The following is an 18,160-nucleotide window of genomic DNA, read 5'->3' on the forward strand; positions in this document are numbered from 1 at the left end:
GCGCGGTTCAAGTCTGGGGTTCTACGATCTGGACGTTGCGGCCGTCATGCAGGCGGTCCACGCCTTCGACAACAACGCGCTCGGCCGGGGCCAGGCCCGCTTCCACCACGATCTGGCCGGCATTGGCCGGACCCAGTTGCAGCACGCGGCGGGTGGCGCGGGCGTCGTCGCCGATGACGAAGACAAACGCGCCTTCCGACCCGTACTGCACGGCGGCCGACGGGATGGTGACCACGTTGTCCTGCTGCACCACGGCCAGGCGGATGTTCACGAACTGGTTGGGAAACAAGGCTTCGTCGGCATTGTCGAAGCGGGCGCGCAAGCGCACGGTGCCGCTGCCGGTCTGGATGCGGTTGTCCAGCGCTTCCAGCGTGCCTTCGGCCAGGATGCGGCGGTCGTCGGCGTCCCAGGCTTGCACGCGCAGCACGGCGGTCTTGGCTTGCGCCTGGCGCAGCACGTCCAGCCGCGTTTCTGAAATGCTGAAAAGGGCCGATATGGGCGTGGTCTGCACCAGCGTGGTCAGGCCGTTGGTGTCATTGGCGCGCACGTGGTTGCCGGCGTCCACGCGGCGCAAGCCGATACGGCCATCGTGCGGCGCCACGATGCGTGTCAACCCAAGCAGGCGTTTGGCATCGGCGACCCGCGCGCGGTTCAGTTCACGTTGCGCGGTGTAGGCGCGCACCTGGGCTTCGGCGGTGTCCAGTTGCTGGCCCGCCACCGATTCCTGGCGCGCCAGCTTGCGATAGCGCTGCAGGTCGGCCAGGGCGTTGTCCAGCAGCGCCTGGGTGCGCGCCAGTTCGCCTTCGGCTGACGCCAGCGCGGTCTGGTAAGGGCGGGCGTCAATCTCGGCCAGCAGTTGGCCGCGCACCACGGCCTGGCCCTCGGTGTAATGCACGCGCATCAGTTCGCCGTCGACCTGGCTGCGCAGCACCACCTGTGACAGTGGCGTGATGGTGCCCAAGGCATGCAGGTCGCGTTGCAGCGGGCCGACGCGCGCGGTCGCCACGGCGACGGCAACGGGAAGCTGCCCGTACTGGGGCGGTGGCGGAGTGCTGGGGCCCTTGTCGCCCGCCAGCCAATAACCGATGCCAACCAGCACGGCCAGCAACAGGGCGGCGGCGGTCAGTATCAATCGTTTGCGTGGGGGGCAGGGGCCGCAATGGGGGGCAGAGACATTGGGGCTGCCAATCTGGGGCGTTGCGGACAGCGGTGATTCTATATTAATAATAATGATTAGCGTTATTGATCTTGGATTTCAAGAGGGGTTTGCACGAATCGTTTAGAGTGGCGGCTACATTCATCAGCCGGTTTGCAAGGAGCAGGTCATGGGCGAGCATTCTTTAGAAACCCCGCGTCAGTTATTCGAACGTCTACAAGCCCGGCTTGAGACGGAACAGGCCCGCCTGCAACAGTGGCATGCGGTGGAAGACGAGTACCGGCGCAAGTACACCGAAGGCCTGGCGCCGCTGGAAAAAAAGCTGCACGAACTGCGCATGAAGCTGGTGCTGTGCTTTGACCACGCGCACAAGAACATGGGCTTGTCCAAGGCCGAACGCGAATTCGTGTCGGAACTGGTCACCGAGTTTTCGGCGGAACTGCTGCTGCTTGACGCCAAGGGCGAGCTGCCGGCGGGTTGCGATGCCGAACGCTTGAAGACGCTTTACAAGAAGCACAGCGGCGTCGGCTATGACGAGGCGGCCGCGGATGAAACCGAAGACGCCAAGGCTGAATTGATCGAGGCGCTGGAGCTGGACCCGGACACCGATCTGTCCACCTTCACGCCGACCCAGCTGCTGCGCATCATCCAGGACCAATTCGAGGACGACGAGGCCGAAGAGCTGCTGGCCCTGGCCCGCGCCGCACTGCGCAACACGACGTCTAACGCAGCGGCCTGGCAGGCGATGCAGGACGAAGAGCAGGCGCGACGCCAGCAAGGCACGCCCGACCTGACGCCCGTGGGCGAGGTGGCGGACGACCGCCTGCCCGCCGCGAACGCCACGCTGCAAGCCCAACTGGACGAAGTGCTGCACCAGGCCAGCTATGCGGAAGAGGGCTTCAAGCTGCGCTACGACCTGGACCCCTTCGCGTCATTCGACCCGGAGACGGTGCTGGAAGAACTGGACGACGACATCGAAGACATCCAGGAATACATCGGCGAGCTCGAACACGAGGTCATGCAGTTCGCCGACGAGGCATCGCTCAAGTCCTGGCTGAAGGCGATGCGGCGGGAAGTGGCGGCGATTGAGCGCCGGGAAGGTCGGGACTAAGTCCCGGTCCGCGCCACCGGTTCCACGCGGATAACCGGCGCTGGCGTCTTGGCGGCGTCGGCGCGCGGGCGAATCATCATTGGCAAGAAGCGCCACAGGTACAAGCCCAGCGCCAGCACCCAGGCCAGGGTGGCGGCATGCAGCAGGCCGATGGCAGCGGCGGTGGGCAACAAGGCCGCCAGCCGCAGCAGCGCGGCCAGAATCATCAGGACAAAACTCGTGACCATGGCGCGGTCGGTCTGCAATGGCCGCCCCAGGTGGCCCAGCGCCGTGCGCGTCACCATGCCCAGGATCAACACGGAAAAACCCGCCACCCCGATGACGTGGGCGGGCCAGGCCGGTCGGATCACAATTCCCAGCCAGGGTGTGTCCAGCGGATTACCCGCGGGAACGGCCAAAGGGTTGGCCAAAGGGGTAGCCAAATACGCCGCGCCCACCAGCAGGCCAACGCCCAAGCCGAAATACCCCGCATACAGCACCCACAGCAGCGGCACGCGCCGCACGGCCCAAGGTTTCCACGACACCCATTGCGCCAATGCGATCAAGCCAGTTGCGGCCAGCGCCGCCGCGGCCAGGTTTGCTTGGCCGGCCAACAGGCAGGCAATTGCGGCAAGCCCGGTTGCCAGTTGCCAATGGCCGCTGCGCGTGTGCGCCGGAATGTTCAGGCCCGCCACGGCGCGCTGGGCGAAGAACGGCATCACGCGGCGGGCGATCAGCAGCGTCAGCACCGCCATGCACAGCAGGCCCGCATTGAAGTAACGCATCAGCGCCACGTAGTCGCCTTGAAGGGCGGCCCACATATACAGCGCGTGGGTCCCGGCCAAGCCTAGCAGCAGTACCGGCACGCCCGCGTTGCGCCGGTTGCGCGACACCCAGACGACACGCGCCAAGGCGGCGGCGCCCCACAAGAAAAAGCCGGTGTCCGCCAGGCAGGCGATCAAGAAAGCGGGGTGGCCAGGCACCAGATACGCCACGCGCGCCACGAGCCAAAGCAGGCACAGCATGGCCAAGGCGTTGCCGCGCAGCGGATTCTTGCCGGTCCAGTTGGCGCCCGCGGTCAGCAGAAAGCCCACCGCGATGGTGGCTACAAAGCCCCACAACATTTCATGTGCATGCCAGAACACGCCACCCAACACGCCGGCAATGCGCGCGGGGGCGTGTACCCACAGCCAAACGGATGCCAGCGCCCAGAAGCAGCCCATCAGGTACAGCGGCCGAAAGCTCATTTCAGTGAAAGCGCGCCACTGCGGGCGAGGGCGGCGCGGGGCGGGGTCGGCCGGGGCGGGGGATAAAAGTGGAGGCATGGCGGAGTTGATCGCTCTGATTGGGCTTTAAGGTGTATTTAAAATGCATATTAAACCTGTCCAGGCGGACAACCAAGCGCCACGATTGATCCAGCGCAAACGCATGGCAGTCCGGGCCTAGATGCCCCAATGGACGTGTGCCCGAAAGCAGGCAAATGCCCTGAAAGCCGAGTCTTTGCTGGCATACTCGCCGCGGGCGGACGCCGGGTTGCCCGATGCGCTTTTGTCCCGGGATGTCCCTTGTTATCGGAGCATGCATGAGCCCAGTTTTTGGTATCGCCGGCCGGTCTGGCAGCGGCAAGACAACCCTGATCGAGGCCATGCTGCCGCTGCTCGCGGCGCGCGGCCTGCGCGTCAATGTCATCAAACACAGTCATCACGACTTTCAGATGGAGCCGCCTGGCAAGGACAGCGCGCGTTTTCGGTTGGCGGGCGCGCAGGAAGTGATGGTGGCCTCGCCCTTCCGCTACGCCATCGTGCACGAACTGCGCGGCGCACCCGAGCCCACGCTGGAAGAACAGGTGGCACGGCTGTCGCCCGCCGACCTGGTGCTGGTCGAAGGCTTCAAGCATGCGGCGATTGCGCGCATCGAGGTCTACCGCCCGGCGCTGGGCAAGCCGCCGTTGCACGCGGAAGACAACGGCTTTCTGGCGGTGGTGAGCGATGCGCCGTTGGACACCACCTTGCCTTGTCTGCCCCTGAATGATCCCGCGCGCGTGGTGGATTTTCTGTGTGGTGTGCTGGGGCTGGCGTGAAAGCGCATGCGATGTGAACGTGGCTTTCAGCACGGATGGCCAGACCCTCAGGCAGTAGGCCGGCTAAGGGTTTTCCCCTCATTAGGGTAGGTAATCTGGAAGATAAGAAATAAGAATTTTTCTTATGGTGGGGCCGAGGCTATAACGACGGGCTGATTAGCCTCAACCACCTTAAGAGAGACAAGCATGAGGGGAAAACCCGCGACGGGGCACCAGCCGGTGCGTGCGTCCACCGCCGCTTTTGTCGGCACCATGATCGAGTGGTACGACTTCTATATTTACGCCACCGCGGCCGCGCTGGTGTTCGGCAAATTATTCTTTCCGTCGGCCTCGGGCTTCTACGGCACCTTGGCCGCGTTTGGCACCTTCGCGGTGGGATTCTTTGCCCGGCCGCTGGGCGGCGCCATCTTCGGCCACATCGGCGACAAGATCGGCCGCAAGAAATCGCTGGTGATCACCTTGGTGATGATGGGCACGGTAACCGTGCTGATCGGCCTCTTGCCCACGCATGATTCCATTGGCGTCTGGGCGCCCGTACTGCTGATTTTGCTGCGCACCGTGCAAGGCATCGCGGTGGGTGGCGAATGGGGCGGGGCGGTGCTGATGGCGGGCGAACATTCGCCGGACAAAAGCAAGCGCACCTTCTTTGCGTCTTTCGCGCAGTTGGGCAGCCCGGCGGGCCTGATCCTGTCGATGCTGATGTTCAAGCTGGTGACCGGGCTGGATGACGAAGCATTCCTCAACTGGGGCTGGCGCGTGCCGTTCCTGTTTTCGGCAGTGCTGCTGGTTGTGGGTTTTGTGATCCGGCTGAGCGTCAACGAGTCTCCCGACTTCGTGGCCGAGCAGGCGGCGCAAGCCACACGCGCCAAATCCGCGTCCTTGCAACCCAGCAAGCCCCAACAGGCCCCGCTGGCCCAGGTGCTGCGCGGCGCGCCCGGCCTGCTGGCGATGGCGGTTGGCGCCAATGTGTTGGGCATTGCCGGCTTCTATTTCACCAATACGTTCATGATCGCCTACACCACGCAGTACGTGGGCCTGGACCGGGCGGTGATCCTGGATTGCCTGCTGCTTGTGTCCATCATGCAGTTCTTCATTACGCCGCTGTCCGCTTATATCGCCAGCCGCGTGGGCAACCTGCGCTTTCTGGGCGTCATGGCCTTTGTGTCGATCTTCACGCCCTATGCCATGTTCAACCTGGTCGACCAGGGCTCGCTTACCAGTATTACGCTGGGGGTCGGCGTGGCGGTACTCTTCATGGGCGCCTACTACGCCGTCATCGCGGGCTATGTCAGCGACAGCTTTCCGACGAGCATCCGCTACACCGGCATTTCGATGGCCTACCAGTTGTCGGGCGCCATCTTCGGCGGCCTGACGCCCTTGCTGGGCACGGTGCTGGCCGAAAATTTCAAGGGGCAGTGGTGGCCGCTGGCGCTGCTGTTCTCGGCGATTTCGTTGCTTTCCCTGGTTTCCGTTTTGCTGCTGGGCAATGTTGGCCAGCGCACCGAGCAACTTCACCTGAAGGATCAGCAAGCATGAAGGCTTTTTTTCACGACGAGCAGAAGCTGCATCATCCGCAGACCTATTTTTCACGCGGCAAGATGCGCACGCCGCAGGAAGTGCCGGCGCGCCTGGACGGGCTGGTGCAGGCGGCCCGCAAGCTGGGCTTTGATGTGCAGGCCCCGGAAGACCAGGGCGCGGGCGCCATTTCCGCCGTACACAGCCTGGACTACCTGCGCTTTCTGCAAAGCGCCCATGAAGACTGGATGAAGCTGCCGGGCGATTGGGGCGGCGAAGTGGTGTCCAACGTCTTCGTGCGCGAACCCAACGCCTTGCGCGGCGTGCTGGCCAAGGCGGGGCGCTATCTGGCCGACGGCAGTTGCCCGGTTGGCCCGCAAACCTGGCAGTCGGCCTATTGGTCGGCGCAATGCGCCGTGGCCGGCGCCGACGCCTTGCTGGCCGGTGACCGCCACGCCTACGCCATCTGCCGCCCGCCCGGTCACCACGCGCGGCGCGACGCGGCCGGTGGGTTCTGCTACCTGAACAACGCCGCCATCGCCGCGCAGCGGCTCACGTCCCAGTTTCCGCGCGTGGCCATCCTGGACACCGACATGCACCATGGCCAGGGCATCCAGGAAATTTTCTACGAACGCAGCGACGTGCTGTACGTGTCGATCCATGGCGACCCTGAAAACTTCTACCCGGTGGTTGCCGGTTTTGAAGACGAGCGCGGCGCGGGCGAGGGCTACGGCTACAACATCAACCTGCCCATGCCGCATGGCTCGCCGGAATCCGTGTTCTTTGAGCGCCTGGCGCAAGCGCGCCGCGCCATTGAACTGTTCCAGCCCGATGCGCTGGTGCTGTCCCTGGGATTCGACATCTTCGAGAAGGACCCGCAAGCCATGGTCAGCGTGACCGAAGACGGCTTCGAGCGCCTGGGCCGCGAGGTGGGCGGCCTGCGCCTGCCGACGCTGATCGTTCAGGAAGGCGGCTACTATATCGACGGATTGGAATCCAACGCGTCGCGCTTCTTCGCGGGGCTGACCGGCGTTTGACGCGTCGGGCATCGGCCGGGCCGGCGTGGATTCCACCCGGCCTTTTTTTCGACCCCGTCCGCCACGCCATGCCCGAAACGCCTGTTCGCACTCCGCCGTCGCTGCCGCTTGCCCCCGAACGCATGGACTGGAACCTGCTGCGCACGTTCATGTTCGTCGTGCAAGAGCGCGGCGTGGGCCGCGCGGCGCAGGCGCTGCATCTGAGCCAGCCGGCGGTAAGCCAGGCGCTGAAACGCCTGGAAGACGCAGTGGGCGGCCTGCTGCTGCACCGGCGCAACGGCGAATTCCGCCTGACGGGCCTGGGCGATGAAATCTACGCCATCGCGCGCGACATGTACGGCACGATGGCGCGCATTGAAAACGCCGCCACCCAGGACCGCGCCGAAATCGCCGGCACCTTGCGGCTGTTGGTGATGAGCAAGGTGCAAAGTCCGGCCTACGACGATTTCCTGGCGCAGTTTCATCGGCGCTATCCCAAGATTGAATTCCACGTTGACGTGTTGCCCAGCGCCGCCATTCTGGACGCGCTGGCCAAGCGCGTGCCCGCCTTGGGCATCTGCCTGTGCCGCCACCCGGTCGACGTGCTGGAGCGCCGGCTGTTCCTGCGCCACCGCTACGCCGTTGTCTGCGGACGCCATCACCCGCTGTTTTCCAAGCCGCGCGTCAGCCTTGAAGACCTGATGGACCAGAACTTTGTATGCTTCGCCAGCGACCAGATTGGCGATACGCTGTCGCCCTTGACGATCTTTCGCGATCAGCAGGGGTTTACGGGGCGTATCGTGGGCACGTCACCCAACATTGAAGAGATTCACCGCATGGTGGTGGCGGGCATCGGCTTGAGCTTTCTGCCGGAGCACCTGATCCGCCAGGACGTGCTGGGCGGCGACCTGCGCCGGCTGCCGCCCGCCGAGTCGGTGGCCGAAATCGATGTGTTCCTGACCTGGCACAAGCAGCGCAAGCTGACGGCGGTGGAAGTGGCCTATCTGAGCGCCTTTGATCGTTTCCTGAACCGCACGCCGCTGGATTCGCGCGCGGGTTGAACCCTTGAATTCACAACAGGTGGGGCAGGCGCCAATCTGGGCCAACCCCGCCAAAACCGTACTTTCTGGAGAGACAAATGACTGAACCGAAGAAGCCCAACTGGCGTTTGGAAACCGTGGCCGTGCATGGCGGCTACCGCCCGGATCCGACGACGCGCGCCGTGGCCGTGCCCATTTACCAGACCGTGGCTTACGCCTTCGACGATACGCAGCATGGCGCCGACCTGTTCGACCTGAAGGTGCCGGGCAACATCTATACCCGCATCATGAACCCCACGACCGACGTGCTGGAGCAGCGCGTGGCGGCCCTGGAAGGCGGCATTGCGGCGCTGGCGCTGGCCTCGGGCCAGTCGGCCGTGACCTACGCCATCATGACCATCGCCGAAGCGGGCGACAACATCGTGTCGTCCAGCACGCTGTACGGCGGCACCTACAACCTGTTCGCGCACACGCTGCCGCAATACGGCATCACCACGCGCTTTGCCAACCCCAGCGACCTGGCCGCCTTCGAAGCGCAGATCGACGACCGCACCAAGGCCATCTTCGCGGAATCGGTGGGCAACCCGCTGGGCAACATCACCGACATCGCCGCGCTGGCTGAATTGGCGCACCGTCACGGCCTGCCGCTGATCGTGGACAACACCGTGCCGTCGCCGTACCTGCTGCGCCCCATCGAACATGGCGCCGACATCGTGGTGCAGTCGCTGACGAAGTACCTGGGCGGCCACGGCACCAGCCTGGGCGGCGCCATCATTGATTCGGGCAAGTTCCCCTGGGCCGAGCACAAGGCCCGCTTCAAGCGCCTGAACGAACCGGACGTCAGCTACCACGGCGTGGTCTACACCGAAGCCTTCGGCGCGGCCGCCTACATTGGCCGCGCGCGCGTCGTACCGCTGCGCAATACGGGTGCTGCGATTTCACCGTTCAATTCGTTCCAGATTCTGCAAGGCATCGAAACGCTGGCGCTGCGCGTGGACCGCATCGTTGAAAACGCCGTCAAGGTGGCCAACTTCCTGCGCGAACACCCGAAGGTGGAATGGGTCAACTACGCCGGGCTGCCGGATCACCCGGACCACGCCCTGGCGCAGAAATACCTGGGCGGCAAGGTGCCGGGCTTGTTCACCTTTGGCGTGAAGGGCGGGCGCGATGCCGGCGCGCGCTTCCAGGATGCGCTGCAACTGTTCACGCGCCTGGTCAACATCGGGGATTCGAAGTCACTGGCGACGCACCCCGCGTCCACCACGCACCGCCAACTGAATCCGGAAGAGCTGCAAAAGGCCGGTGTGCGCGAAGAGACCGTGCGCCTGTCGATCGGCATTGAGCACATCGATGACCTGATCGCCGACCTGGAGCAGGCGCTGGCGCAAGTCTGAACGGGGCTACTTGCGCCCGCTCTTACCCGGCGCGGGGCAGACCACGGCGCGCAGCTTGCGCTGGACGGGGTCCCGCGCCACCGGGGCATTGTGGATGCCCGCCACCGGAATTGATTCCACCAAGGCGCCGGTGGCGTCATTGCCGGCGTAGTGCCGGGTTTCGGTGACGGTATAGGTGTCGGCGCTGCAGTTCAAGGTGATGGGCTGCGCCACCGAGCCATAAGTCTGGCCGGTCGTTTCCGATACGCGGTGCTGCGCATAGAACCAGGCGACCGTCACGGCCATGGTCACGGGTTTTTCCGACACGCGGGCAATCGATGCGCTGTCGTAGAACACGCCGGGCATGGTTTGCGGGTCTAGCGGTGTCCACACGACATCGGGCGAGGCGGCGCGCGCCAACGGCACCCAGACGACGGTTCCCAGCAAAGCCAGGGCAATGAAAAGCGGGGCATGCCTTGCGATCATGTCAGGGTTCCGTGGGCGGCCGGTGCAGCGTAAGAGTATGTCACGCCAGTATAGAGAACGTCGGGCAACACGCTATAGTTTCGCCCATTCCCGTTAAAAGATACCCGCCAAAAGGGGGGTGTTCGCGCTACAGAAGCCTTGCCTCCATGAACCTTAGACTGCTTGCCAGCGGTGTTGCGATCGCCGTCGCCGGGTTGATCGGGTATGGCATCTATCAGTTGGTGCCGCAGGGAAAACCCCTGGCGCGCAGCGAGATCATCGGTGAGCTCAATGGCCCGGCGCTGGCGTCGTCGTCGCGGGTGGCGCTGCAACGTTACGGCGAACGGCAGTTGCTGATCGGGCAACGCCTGGTGTCCGCCCAGGACATGGCGGCGCTGGATGCGGCGCCCATGCTGGACGCGCTGGTGCCCGCCCTGAGCGCGCGGCAGCCGAATCCCTGGCTGGTGGCCGACACGCGCAACCTGATTTACGGCGGCCATGGCACGGGGGCATTCGAACTGCTGGGTTCCATCAGCGGAGACGCCGGGGTCAGCCTGATCGGCACGCCGCAAGGTCGCGAGCTATATCTGGTGACCGGCATTCAACGCCCTGCCGACCAGGGTGTGCCAGCCGCGACCTGGGAGGTCCTGCAATCAAATGATCTGGGCGATACCTGGGCGTTGGCCCCCGACGTGGTGCTGGGTGCGCCGCGCCGGCATACGGTATTTCTGACGTCGGATCGCGCGGTGGCCTTGGAGCGGCATGAGGGGCGCCAGCGCTTGCTGTTCAGCCAGGACGGCGCCCGCCATTGGTCGGCCATCTTGCTGGACGAGCAGGTCTGGCCCGACGCCGCCGCGTTCGAGCACGGCTTTCGCGACCGCCTGGCCAAACAGGGCGGCGCGGGCGCGGATGACCTTTTGGCTTACGACTGGTCGCTGTATCCCCTGGATGAGCGCCGCGCCGTGGGGTGGAGCTGGCGCACGCGCATCAGCCTGAATGCCTCGGCCGGAAATCAGGTGCTGGAAACGCGGCGCTTTGAAGTCGAGCTGCAAGACGGGGCGCCGCCCGCGTTCCGCATTACCCAAGACGTGCCGCCGGTTCCGCCTCAGGCGGCGGAGGCCAGCGTCACGCGTGACCAGGCGGTGTTCGAGACCTGGGGCGACGCCATCTACGAACTGGACAAAGCCGAGCGCGTCTGGCGCCGGCGCGCGGCATCGCCAATGGTGCAGGGCCGGCCCAGCTGGATCGGCGATGCCTGGTTCGGGCGCAACGCCTGGGTCATCAAGACCTACGCCGACCATCTTTTTTCGTTCAACGAATACACCAAGACCTATTTCTATACGCGCGACCAAGGCAAGACCTGGCGCCCGTTTCAGATGCCGCTTGACGTAGAGATCGGGCTGCTGGGCCTGGACGCAACGGGAGACGGGCTGTTGTCGCTGGCGCAGCGCGAGGGCAGGACGGTGATTCGGCGCTACCCCCTGGATTGATCCTTCCACCAGCGCCGCCGTCGCCGTCCGCACCGTCAGATCACCAGCACCGGGCAGGGCGCATGCGCCAGGATCCGTCCGCTGACGGACCCCATCAGGGCGTTGATGAGCGGACTGCGGTGATGGGAGCCCAGCACGATTGCGTTGGCCTTGACGCGGGCTGCGTAATCCACGATTTTTCCGGGCGTGAAGCCGATCATTTCGTGGCATTCGAAGTTGATGTTGCCGCTGCGCAGTATGTCCACCACCGAGCGCATCGCCTTGCCGCTTTCTTCGTGATGCCAGGCATCCACTTCGTCCTTGCTGATGAACGCCCTGACATCCCCCGGCACTTCCGGTTCGCAATGCACCACATGCACGACGAAGTCGCGGTTCAGCAAGGGAGTCGCGACCAGGTAGCGGGCCGCCTCATCGCTGTACGTCGATCCGTCGGTGGCAAGAATGATCGTGTTCATGGCTGCTCTCCGGTTGGGGACTTCTTCACTTTATTGCGGTTGGCGCTCGCCTTCCGCGTTGGCCAGGCCAGGCTGGCGCCGATGGACGCCGCCAGAACCAGCCCGATAATGCCCAGCGACCAATGCACCGGCACGTGCACCCACTGCGCCGCCAGCATCTTTGCGCCGATGACCATCAGCACGACCGCCAATCCGTATTTCAGATAGTGAAAGCGGTCGACCATGTTGGCCAGCAGGAAGTAAAGCGCCCGCAGGCCCATGATGGCGAAAATGTTCGACGTGAAAACGATGAAGGGGTCGGTGGTGACGGCGAAAATCGCCGGGATGCTGTCAACGGCGAAGACCAGGTCGGTGGCCTCGATCAGCAGCAGCACCACGAACATCGGCGTCGCGTAGCGCATCCCGTGCAGTTGCACGAAGAAAGCCTGTCCGTGGTAGTCCTTGGTGATGCGCATGGTTGCCCGCATGAAGCGCACCAAGGGGTTGTGCGCAATGTCGGGTTGCTTGCCCGCCGAGGCCAGCATCTTGATGCCGCTCAGTATCAGGAACGCGCCCAGCACGTAGAACATCCATGCAAACTGGGTCAGCAGCCACACGCCGGCCAGTATCATCCCGATGCGCATGAAGATGGCGCCCAGCACGCCATACAGCAGCACGCGCCGCTGCAGTTCGGGGGGCACCGCGAAGTAGGTGAAGATCAGCGAAAACACGAACATATTGTCCGCGGACAGGGACAGTTCGATCAGGTACCCGGTGAAGTACTCCAGCGTTTTTTGATTGGCCACCGCGCGGCTCGCGTTGGCGTCAAGAAACCACCACATCAACAGGCCAAACACCGTCGCCAGCGACGCCCAGGTCAGCACCCAGAAAAGCGCCTCTCGAGGCGACACGCGGTGCGCGCGGTTGCCGCCCAGCGCATACAGGTCAAGCGCCAGCACGGCCACCACGAAAACGATGAATCCCACCCACATCGGCAGGGTGGCAAACGTTTCAACCGGCCCCATAAGCCGCCTCCCGCCCATCACCGCCGGCCGCCGAAAAGCGACCGTAACCGTGAACGATGCAAGATACGAGGCCAGTCTAGAGCTTGCGTATTCTTCGGACAATTCGCATAACATGAACCCATAGTCAGATTTTTTGGAATGATCGCCATGGTCACTCTCAACTACAAACATCTGCGCTATTTCTGGGTGGTTGCCAAGGCCGGCAGCATTGCCCGCGCGGCACAGCAACTGCAGCGCACCCCTCAGTCCATCAGTGGCCAGTTGCAAGACCTGGAATACGCGCTGGGCTCGGCGCTGTTTCGGCGCGTGGGGCGCGGGCTGGAGCTGACTGACATCGGCCGCCGCACGCTGCAGTACGCCGACCGCATCTTCACGCTGGGCGATGAACTGCTGGACGATCTGCGCGACCGCCCCGCACGACAAGCGCTTGATTTCAGGCTGGGCATTGCCGAAGGCGTGCCGAAATCACTGGTGTATCGGATGATTGAGCCGGTGTTGCGGCTGGAAGAGAACGTGCGGTTGATCTGCCGTGAAGGGCGGCTGGCATTTCTGCTGGCGGACCTGGCGGTACATCGCTACGACATGGTGATTGCCGACCGCCCGATGCCGACCCACCTGAATGTGCGCGGTTTCAGCCACCTGCTGGGCGAAAGCAGCCTGACGTTTTTTGGTGCGCCAGCGTTGCTGGAACAATTGTCGGGCCGCTTTCCCAAGATGCTGGATCAGGCGCCTTTTCTGTTGCCCGGCGAAGACGCGGCGATCCGCCAGCGGCTGCTGCAATGGTTTGATGACCACAATATCCGCCCGCGCATCGTGGGCGAATTCGATGACAGCGCGTTGCTGAATGCGTTCGGTCAAACCGGGGTGGGCCTGTTTGCCGCGCCGACCGCCACGGCCGCCTTCCTGGTCAAGCAGTATCGGGTGCGCACCATCGGCGGCGCCAGCGCCGTCAAGGAACAGCTTTACGCGCTGACCACTGAAAGGCAGTTGCAGCATCCGGCCATCATTGCGCTGCGCAAGGCGGCGCAGGAAGACATCTTCGGCGCCTCTGCGCCGCCCCGCGCGCGCAACCGGACTCAGGCGGCCAACACGTAGTCGGGATAGCGTTTGCAGATCTCGGCCACCTGGCTCAAGGTGCCGGACAAGTGTTCGCGCAGCACCTGTTGTGCGCGCGCCGGTTCCTGCGCGCGGATTGCGTCCAGCAAGCGCTGATGGTCGTCCATGATGCGTTCGGCCTTGCCGGCTTCGGGCAGGTGCAGCCGGCGCAGGCGGTCCAGATGGCCGCTGTAGCGCTGCTCAAGTTCCCACAGGCTCGTCACGCCCGCCGCAATATGCATGTCGCGGTGAAAGGCCTGGTCGGCGTCGATGAACTGTTGGTATTCGCCATTGGCGTGGCTGATGCGCTGCAGGTCGATGCTGGTTTGCAGGCGCTTGTGCAAGGCCGGGTCGGGCTGCTGCGCCAGCAGGTGCACGATTTCCAGTTCCAGCGATTGCCGCAGAAAGTGCGCCTGGCGCGCGGCGGGGATGTCGATGCGGCTGACCACCGTGGTGTGCTGCGGGTAGATCTCGACCAGCGCTTCTTCGGCCAGCCGCATCAGCGCGTCGCGGATGGGGGTTTGGCTCAGGCCATAGCTTTCAGCCAGCGTCACGCGCGACAGCGGGGCGCCGGGGGCGAGTTCCAGCGACACGATCTGTTCGCGTAGATGTTCGAAGACCTGGGGCGCGGCGTGGCGCGAGCGGTCCAGTCTGAGCTTGGGGCTTTGCATCAGGGGGCCTGACGGGAGTACGGTAGGAAAGCCCGCAGTGTAGCGGGTTTTCACCTAGCTGACGCACTAATGTATTAGTGTTTAAATGGCTCCATTCCACATCGTCATTGCTCCCAATTCCCCATACCCCCTATGAAACGTACCTACGAAAGTCTGCGCAGCGCCGCCTGGATGGCCAAGGACGACCTGCGTTCGTTCGGCCATCGTTCCCGCATGATGCAAATGGGCTATGCCCCGGACGACTGGGTCGGCCGGCCCATCATCGCCATCATCAACACCTGGTCCGACCTGAACCCCTGTCACAGCCACTTCAAGCAGCGCGTGGAAGACGTGAAGCGCGGCGTGTTCCAGGCGGGCGGGTTTCCGGTGGAACTGCCGGCGATTTCGGTGTCGGAATCGTTCGTGAAGCCCACCACCATGCTCTATCGCAACTTCCTGGCCATGGAAACCGAAGAGCTGCTGCGCAGCCATCCGGTGGATGGCGCGGTGTTGATGGGCGGTTGCGACAAGACCACGCCGGGCTTGCTCATGGGCGCCATCAGCGCCGGGCTGCCGTGCGTGTACGTGCCCGCCGGCCCCATGTTGCGCGGCAACTGGAAGGGCAAGATCCTGGGCTCGGGCTCTGATGCCTGGAAGCTCTGGGACGAGCGCCGCGCCGGCAAGATCACCCAGGAACAATGGACCGAAGTGGAAGGGGGCATTGCCCGCAGCTACGGCACCTGCATGACGATGGGCACGGCCAGCACCATGACCGCCATCGCGGAATCCATCGGCATGACGCTGCCGGGCGCGTCCTCGATTCCCGCCGCCGACGTCGGCCACATGCGCATGTCCGCCGAATGCGGCCGCCGCGTGGTGGACATGGTCTGGGACGACCTGACCCCCAAGCGCATCCTGAGCATGGCTTCGTTCAAGAACGCCATCAACGTGGCCATGGCCATGGGCTGTTCCACCAACGCCATCATTCACCTGGTGGCCATGTCGCGCCGCGCGGGCCATGCCGTGGGTCTGGAAGATTTTGATGCCGCCAGCCGCAAGGTGCCGGTCATTGCCAACATCCGGCCCAGCGGCGACACCTATCTGATGGAAGACTTCTATTACGCGGGCGGCTTGCCGGCGCTGATGACGCGCCTGGAAGGCCACCTGGACCTGTCGGCCATGACGGTTACCGGCAAGACGCTGGGCGAAAACATCGCCGGCGCCGAGGTCTATAACGACGACGTGATCCGCAAGCTGGACACCGCCATCTACGACGAAGGCGCGCTGGCCGTGCTGCGCGGCAATATCGCGCCCGACGGCTGCGTCATCAAGCCCAGCGCCTGCGCGCCGCAGTTCTTGCAGCACACCGGCCCGGCGCTGGTGTTCGACGACTACCCCAGCATGAAGGCCGCGGTGGACGACGAGAACCTGGACGTGACGCCGGAACACATCATGATCCTGCGCAATGCCGGCCCGCAAGGCGGCCCCGGCATGCCGGAATGGGGCATGCTGCCCATTCCGACCAAGCTGGTGAAGCAGGGCGTGCGCGACATGCTGCGCCTGTCGGACGCCCGCATGAGCGGCACCAGCTACGGCGCCTGCATTTTGCACGCCGCGCCCGAATCGTACGTGGGCGGACCGCTGGCGTTCGTGAAGACGGGTGACCTGATCACGGTCGATGTGCCGGCCCGCAGCATCCACCTGAACATCAGCGACGAAGAACTCGCCGCCCGCCGCGCCGCCTGGACGCCGCCGCCCAAGCGCTACGAGCGCGGCTACGGCTGGATGTATTCCAAGCACATCCTGCAAGCCAACGACGGCTGCGATTTTGATTTCCTGGAAACCGAGTTCGGCGCGCCCGTGCCGGAACCCGAGATTTTCTAGCCCGGTTTGCTTATTGCTTATTACCCATTCCTTGCCTATTGCCCGGAGCCATCGTGTCCCAAATGAATCCCGAAACCCGTGCCCGCCTGTCCGGCATCAGCACGGCCACCTTGTGCACCGCGCTGTTCAAACGCGGCCTGCGCAACCAGTTCATCCAGGACGTGCGTCCGCTGAACGCCAAGCTGCCCAATATGGTCGGCCCGGCCTTCACGCTGCGCTACATCCCGGCCCGTGAAGACCTGAACACCATCAAGGTGTTTGAAGACCGCTCGCATCCGCAGCGCGTGGCGGTCGAGACCTGCCCTGAAGGCGCGGTGCTGGTCATGGACAGCCGCAAGGATGCGCGCGCGGCGTCCGCCGGTTCCATCCTGATCACGCGCCTGATGAAGCGCGGCGTGGCGGGCGTGGTCACCGACGGCGGCTTTCGCGATTCCCCGGAAATTGCCGAACTGGGCTTCGCTGCTTACCACCAGCGCCCGTCGGCCCCCACCAACCTGACCTTGCATCAGGCGCTGGACATCAACGAACCCATCGGCTGCGGTGATGTGGCGGTGTGGCCCGGCGACATCGTCGTGGGCGACCGTGAAGGCGTGGTGGTGATCCCGGCGCATCTGGCCGACGAGATCTCGATTGAAGCGGTGGAAATGACCGCCTTCGAAGACTTCGTGACCAGCCAGGTGCAGCAGGGCGCGTCCATTCTGGGCCTGTACCCGCCCACCGACCCGGGCACCAAAGACAAATTCGCCGCCTGGCGTAAAGAACAAGGCCGTTGAGCTTTGCCGCCGGCCGCCCGGCCGGCGTTCCATACCAATAAGTCTATAAATCAAGGCAGGAGACAATCCATGAATACGCAACGACGCAGCGCGTTGGGCGCGCTGCTGGCCGGCGCCCTGTTTGCGCTGGCCATGCCCGCCAGCGCCGCCGACTGGCCCGCGCAAAAGCCTATTTCCTATGTGGTCCCGTTCACTGTGGGCGGTTCCACCGACGTGGTCGGCCGCGTGTTGGCCCAGAAGCTGGCTGACCGCCTGCACCAGAACGTCATCGTTGAAAACAAGCCCGGCGCGGCCGGTGGTATCGGCGCCACCTACGTGGCCAAGGCCGCGCCCGACGGCTACACCTTGTTTGGCGGCACCATCAGCACGCACGCCATCAACGCCAGCCTGTACAAGAACCTGAAGTACGACCCGGTCAAGGACTTCGAGCCGGTGTCGTTGATTGCCTACCTGCCCAACGTGCTGCTGGTGGACCCGAACCTGGGCGTGAACTCCGTGGCCGACCTGATCGCGCTGCTCAAGCGCGACCCCAACAAACGCACCTTCGCCTCGTCTGGCGCGGGCACGTCCACGCACCTGGCCGGTGAATTGTTTTCCAGCATGATCGGCGTGCCGCTCACGCACGTGCCGTACAAGGGCACACCGCCCGCCATGGTGGACGTGTCGTCCGGCGCGGTGACCTTCATGTTCGACCAGATGACGGCCGCGCTGCCGCTGCTGCAAACCGGCAAGCTGAAACTGCTGGCCGTCACCTCCAAAGACCGCATTGCGCTGGCGCCCGATGTGCCCACCATGCAGGAAGCCGGCGTGCCGGGCTTCCAGATGGCGTCCTGGCAGGCTGTCTACGCGCCCAAGGGCACGCCCAAGCCGATCCTGGACAAGCTGGCGGCGGAAATTGCCCTGATCCTGAAAGAGCCGGACGTGCAGGAAAAGCTGGGCAAGACCATGGGCATGCAGCTTGTGGGCAGCACGCCCGATCAACTGCGCGCGCTGATGGCCACGGAAATTCCGCGTTGGGCGGAAGTGGTGAAAAAGTCCGGGGCGACGGTGGAGTGATCCACGGGGAATGACCCA

At 64.3% G+C, this 18,160-nt stretch carries 17 protein-coding genes; 11 read left to right on the forward strand and 6 right to left on the reverse strand.

Annotation, left to right across the window (positions count from 1 at the left end):
* Positions 1 to 7: 7 nt before the first annotated feature.
* Positions 8 to 1,132, reverse strand: a complete 1,125-nt coding sequence (locus tag ELS24_RS13940; RefSeq protein ID WP_240669512.1) for an efflux RND transporter periplasmic adaptor subunit — start codon at positions 1,130 to 1,132, stop codon at positions 8 to 10.
* A 193-nt stretch (positions 1,133 to 1,325) separates the two neighbouring features.
* Between ELS24_RS13940 and ELS24_RS13945 the strand changes: the two genes are divergently transcribed.
* Positions 1,326 to 2,267 (forward strand): hypothetical protein, encoded by a 942-nt coding sequence (locus tag ELS24_RS13945; RefSeq protein ID WP_050444960.1) that lies wholly within the window; start codon positions 1,326 to 1,328, stop codon positions 2,265 to 2,267.
* Here ELS24_RS13945 and ELS24_RS13950 read toward each other — a convergent pair.
* On the reverse strand, positions 2,264 to 3,571 hold the full coding sequence (locus ELS24_RS13950; RefSeq protein ID WP_127184461.1) for an NnrS family protein: 1,308 nt from the start codon (positions 3,569 to 3,571) through the stop codon (positions 2,264 to 2,266). The two genes, ELS24_RS13945 and ELS24_RS13950, sit on opposite strands and share 4 nt — an antisense overlap.
* Before the next feature lie 257 nt (positions 3,572 to 3,828).
* Between ELS24_RS13950 and mobB the strand changes: the two genes are divergently transcribed.
* The 5 genes from mobB to ELS24_RS13975 all read left to right on the forward strand — a co-directional run bounded on the left by mobB (position 3,829) and on the right by ELS24_RS13975 (position 9,291).
* Positions 3,829 to 4,326 (forward strand): molybdopterin-guanine dinucleotide biosynthesis protein B, encoded by a 498-nt coding sequence (mobB, locus tag ELS24_RS13955; RefSeq protein ID WP_127184462.1) that lies wholly within the window; start codon positions 3,829 to 3,831, stop codon positions 4,324 to 4,326.
* Between the two features lie 186 nt (positions 4,327 to 4,512).
* A complete protein-coding gene (locus ELS24_RS13960; protein ID WP_127184463.1) occupies positions 4,513 to 5,862 on the forward strand; it encodes an MFS transporter in 1,350 nt (449 codons plus the stop codon).
* Complete coding sequence (locus ELS24_RS13965; protein WP_050444956.1) at positions 5,859 to 6,878, forward strand: histone deacetylase family protein; 1,020 nt, start codon at positions 5,859 to 5,861, stop codon at positions 6,876 to 6,878. The genes ELS24_RS13960 and ELS24_RS13965 overlap by 4 nt, the downstream gene beginning before the upstream one ends.
* A gap of 68 nt (positions 6,879 to 6,946) precedes the next feature.
* Complete coding sequence (locus ELS24_RS13970; RefSeq protein ID WP_050444955.1) at positions 6,947 to 7,918, forward strand: LysR family transcriptional regulator; 972 nt, start codon at positions 6,947 to 6,949, stop codon at positions 7,916 to 7,918.
* 77 nt (positions 7,919 to 7,995) lie between these two features.
* Positions 7,996 to 9,291 (forward strand): O-acetylhomoserine aminocarboxypropyltransferase/cysteine synthase family protein, encoded by a 1,296-nt coding sequence (locus tag ELS24_RS13975; RefSeq protein ID WP_050444954.1) that lies wholly within the window; start codon positions 7,996 to 7,998, stop codon positions 9,289 to 9,291.
* A 6-nt stretch (positions 9,292 to 9,297) separates the two neighbouring features.
* On the opposite strand, the gene ELS24_RS13980 is transcribed toward ELS24_RS13975, so the two are convergent.
* Positions 9,298 to 9,756: a surface-adhesin E family protein gene (locus ELS24_RS13980; protein WP_050444953.1), complete on the reverse strand. Its 459-nt coding sequence runs from the start codon at positions 9,754 to 9,756 to the stop codon at positions 9,298 to 9,300.
* A gap of 146 nt (positions 9,757 to 9,902) precedes the next feature.
* On the opposite strand from ELS24_RS13980, the gene ELS24_RS13985 reads away from it, so the two are divergent.
* Complete coding sequence (locus ELS24_RS13985) at positions 9,903 to 11,225, forward strand: hypothetical protein (protein ID WP_127184464.1); 1,323 nt, start codon at positions 9,903 to 9,905, stop codon at positions 11,223 to 11,225.
* 35 nt (positions 11,226 to 11,260) lie between these two features.
* On the opposite strand, the gene ELS24_RS13990 is transcribed toward ELS24_RS13985, so the two are convergent.
* Entirely contained in the window at positions 11,261 to 11,680 is a 420-nt protein-coding gene (locus ELS24_RS13990; RefSeq protein WP_050444951.1) for a universal stress protein, read from the reverse strand.
* Positions 11,677 to 12,684, reverse strand: a complete 1,008-nt coding sequence (locus tag ELS24_RS13995) for a TerC family protein (protein WP_050444950.1) — start codon at positions 12,682 to 12,684, stop codon at positions 11,677 to 11,679. The genes ELS24_RS13990 and ELS24_RS13995 overlap by 4 nt, the downstream gene beginning before the upstream one ends.
* 147 nt (positions 12,685 to 12,831) lie before the next feature.
* On the opposite strand from ELS24_RS13995, the gene nhaR reads away from it, so the two are divergent.
* Positions 12,832 to 13,779 carry a transcriptional activator NhaR gene (nhaR, locus tag ELS24_RS14000; RefSeq protein ID WP_050445023.1) on the forward strand — a complete coding sequence of 316 codons (948 nt, stop codon included), beginning with the start codon at positions 12,832 to 12,834 and terminating at the stop codon, positions 13,777 to 13,779.
* Here nhaR and ELS24_RS14005 read toward each other — a convergent pair.
* Positions 13,761 to 14,450 carry a GntR family transcriptional regulator gene (locus ELS24_RS14005; RefSeq protein WP_050444949.1) on the reverse strand — a complete coding sequence of 230 codons (690 nt, stop codon included), beginning with the start codon at positions 14,448 to 14,450 and terminating at the stop codon, positions 13,761 to 13,763. The genes nhaR and ELS24_RS14005 overlap by 19 nt on opposite strands.
* Before the next feature lie 132 nt (positions 14,451 to 14,582).
* On the opposite strand from ELS24_RS14005, the gene araD reads away from it, so the two are divergent.
* The 3 genes from araD (at position 14,583) to ELS24_RS14020 (ending at position 18,142) form a co-directional block, all read left to right on the forward strand.
* Positions 14,583 to 16,313: an L-arabinonate dehydratase gene (gene araD / locus ELS24_RS14010; protein ID WP_127184465.1), complete on the forward strand. Its 1,731-nt coding sequence runs from the start codon at positions 14,583 to 14,585 to the stop codon at positions 16,311 to 16,313.
* A gap of 62 nt (positions 16,314 to 16,375) precedes the next feature.
* Positions 16,376 to 17,086, forward strand: coding sequence for a ribonuclease activity regulator RraA (locus tag ELS24_RS14015; protein ID WP_050444947.1), 711 nt, complete (start codon positions 16,376 to 16,378; stop codon positions 17,084 to 17,086).
* Positions 17,087 to 17,155: 69 nt separating this feature from the next.
* Positions 17,156 to 18,142, forward strand: a complete 987-nt coding sequence (locus tag ELS24_RS14020; protein WP_127184466.1) for a Bug family tripartite tricarboxylate transporter substrate binding protein — start codon at positions 17,156 to 17,158, stop codon at positions 18,140 to 18,142.
* Positions 18,143 to 18,160: the final 18 nt, after the last annotated feature.

The organism is Achromobacter spanius (assembly GCF_003994415.1).
Lineage (GTDB): Bacteria > Pseudomonadota > Gammaproteobacteria > Burkholderiales > Burkholderiaceae_B > Achromobacter > Achromobacter spanius_C.

What these genes read in the sequence shown, in the direction of transcription:
- ELS24_RS14015 (WP_050444947.1), top strand. Translation starts at nt 16,376, where the DNA reads ATGAATCCCGAAACCCGTGCCCGCCTGTCCGGCATCAGCACGGCCACC.
- ELS24_RS13980 (WP_050444953.1), bottom strand. Translation starts at nt 9,756, where the DNA reads ATGATCGCAAGGCATGCCCCGCTTTTCATTGCCCTGGCTTTGCTGGGA.
- ELS24_RS13945 (WP_050444960.1), top strand. Translation starts at nt 1,326, where the DNA reads ATGGGCGAGCATTCTTTAGAAACCCCGCGTCAGTTATTCGAACGTCTA.
- ELS24_RS13965 (WP_050444956.1), top strand. Translation starts at nt 5,859, where the DNA reads ATGAAGGCTTTTTTTCACGACGAGCAGAAGCTGCATCATCCGCAGACC.
- ELS24_RS13970 (WP_050444955.1), top strand. Translation starts at nt 6,947, where the DNA reads ATGCCCGAAACGCCTGTTCGCACTCCGCCGTCGCTGCCGCTTGCCCCC.
- ELS24_RS13990 (WP_050444951.1), bottom strand. Translation starts at nt 11,680, where the DNA reads ATGAACACGATCATTCTTGCCACCGACGGATCGACGTACAGCGATGAG.
- araD (WP_127184465.1), top strand. Translation starts at nt 14,583, where the DNA reads ATGAAACGTACCTACGAAAGTCTGCGCAGCGCCGCCTGGATGGCCAAG.
- ELS24_RS14020 (WP_127184466.1), top strand. Translation starts at nt 17,156, where the DNA reads ATGAATACGCAACGACGCAGCGCGTTGGGCGCGCTGCTGGCCGGCGCC.
- ELS24_RS13995 (WP_050444950.1), bottom strand. Translation starts at nt 12,684, where the DNA reads ATGGGGCCGGTTGAAACGTTTGCCACCCTGCCGATGTGGGTGGGATTC.
- ELS24_RS13950 (WP_127184461.1), bottom strand. Translation starts at nt 3,571, where the DNA reads ATGCCTCCACTTTTATCCCCCGCCCCGGCCGACCCCGCCCCGCGCCGC.
- ELS24_RS13985 (WP_127184464.1), top strand. Translation starts at nt 9,903, where the DNA reads ATGAACCTTAGACTGCTTGCCAGCGGTGTTGCGATCGCCGTCGCCGGG.
- mobB (WP_127184462.1), top strand. Translation starts at nt 3,829, where the DNA reads ATGAGCCCAGTTTTTGGTATCGCCGGCCGGTCTGGCAGCGGCAAGACA.
- ELS24_RS14005 (WP_050444949.1), bottom strand. Translation starts at nt 14,450, where the DNA reads ATGCAAAGCCCCAAGCTCAGACTGGACCGCTCGCGCCACGCCGCGCCC.
- nhaR (WP_050445023.1), top strand. Translation starts at nt 12,832, where the DNA reads ATGGTCACTCTCAACTACAAACATCTGCGCTATTTCTGGGTGGTTGCC.
- ELS24_RS13975 (WP_050444954.1), top strand. Translation starts at nt 7,996, where the DNA reads ATGACTGAACCGAAGAAGCCCAACTGGCGTTTGGAAACCGTGGCCGTG.
- ELS24_RS13960 (WP_127184463.1), top strand. Translation starts at nt 4,513, where the DNA reads ATGAGGGGAAAACCCGCGACGGGGCACCAGCCGGTGCGTGCGTCCACC.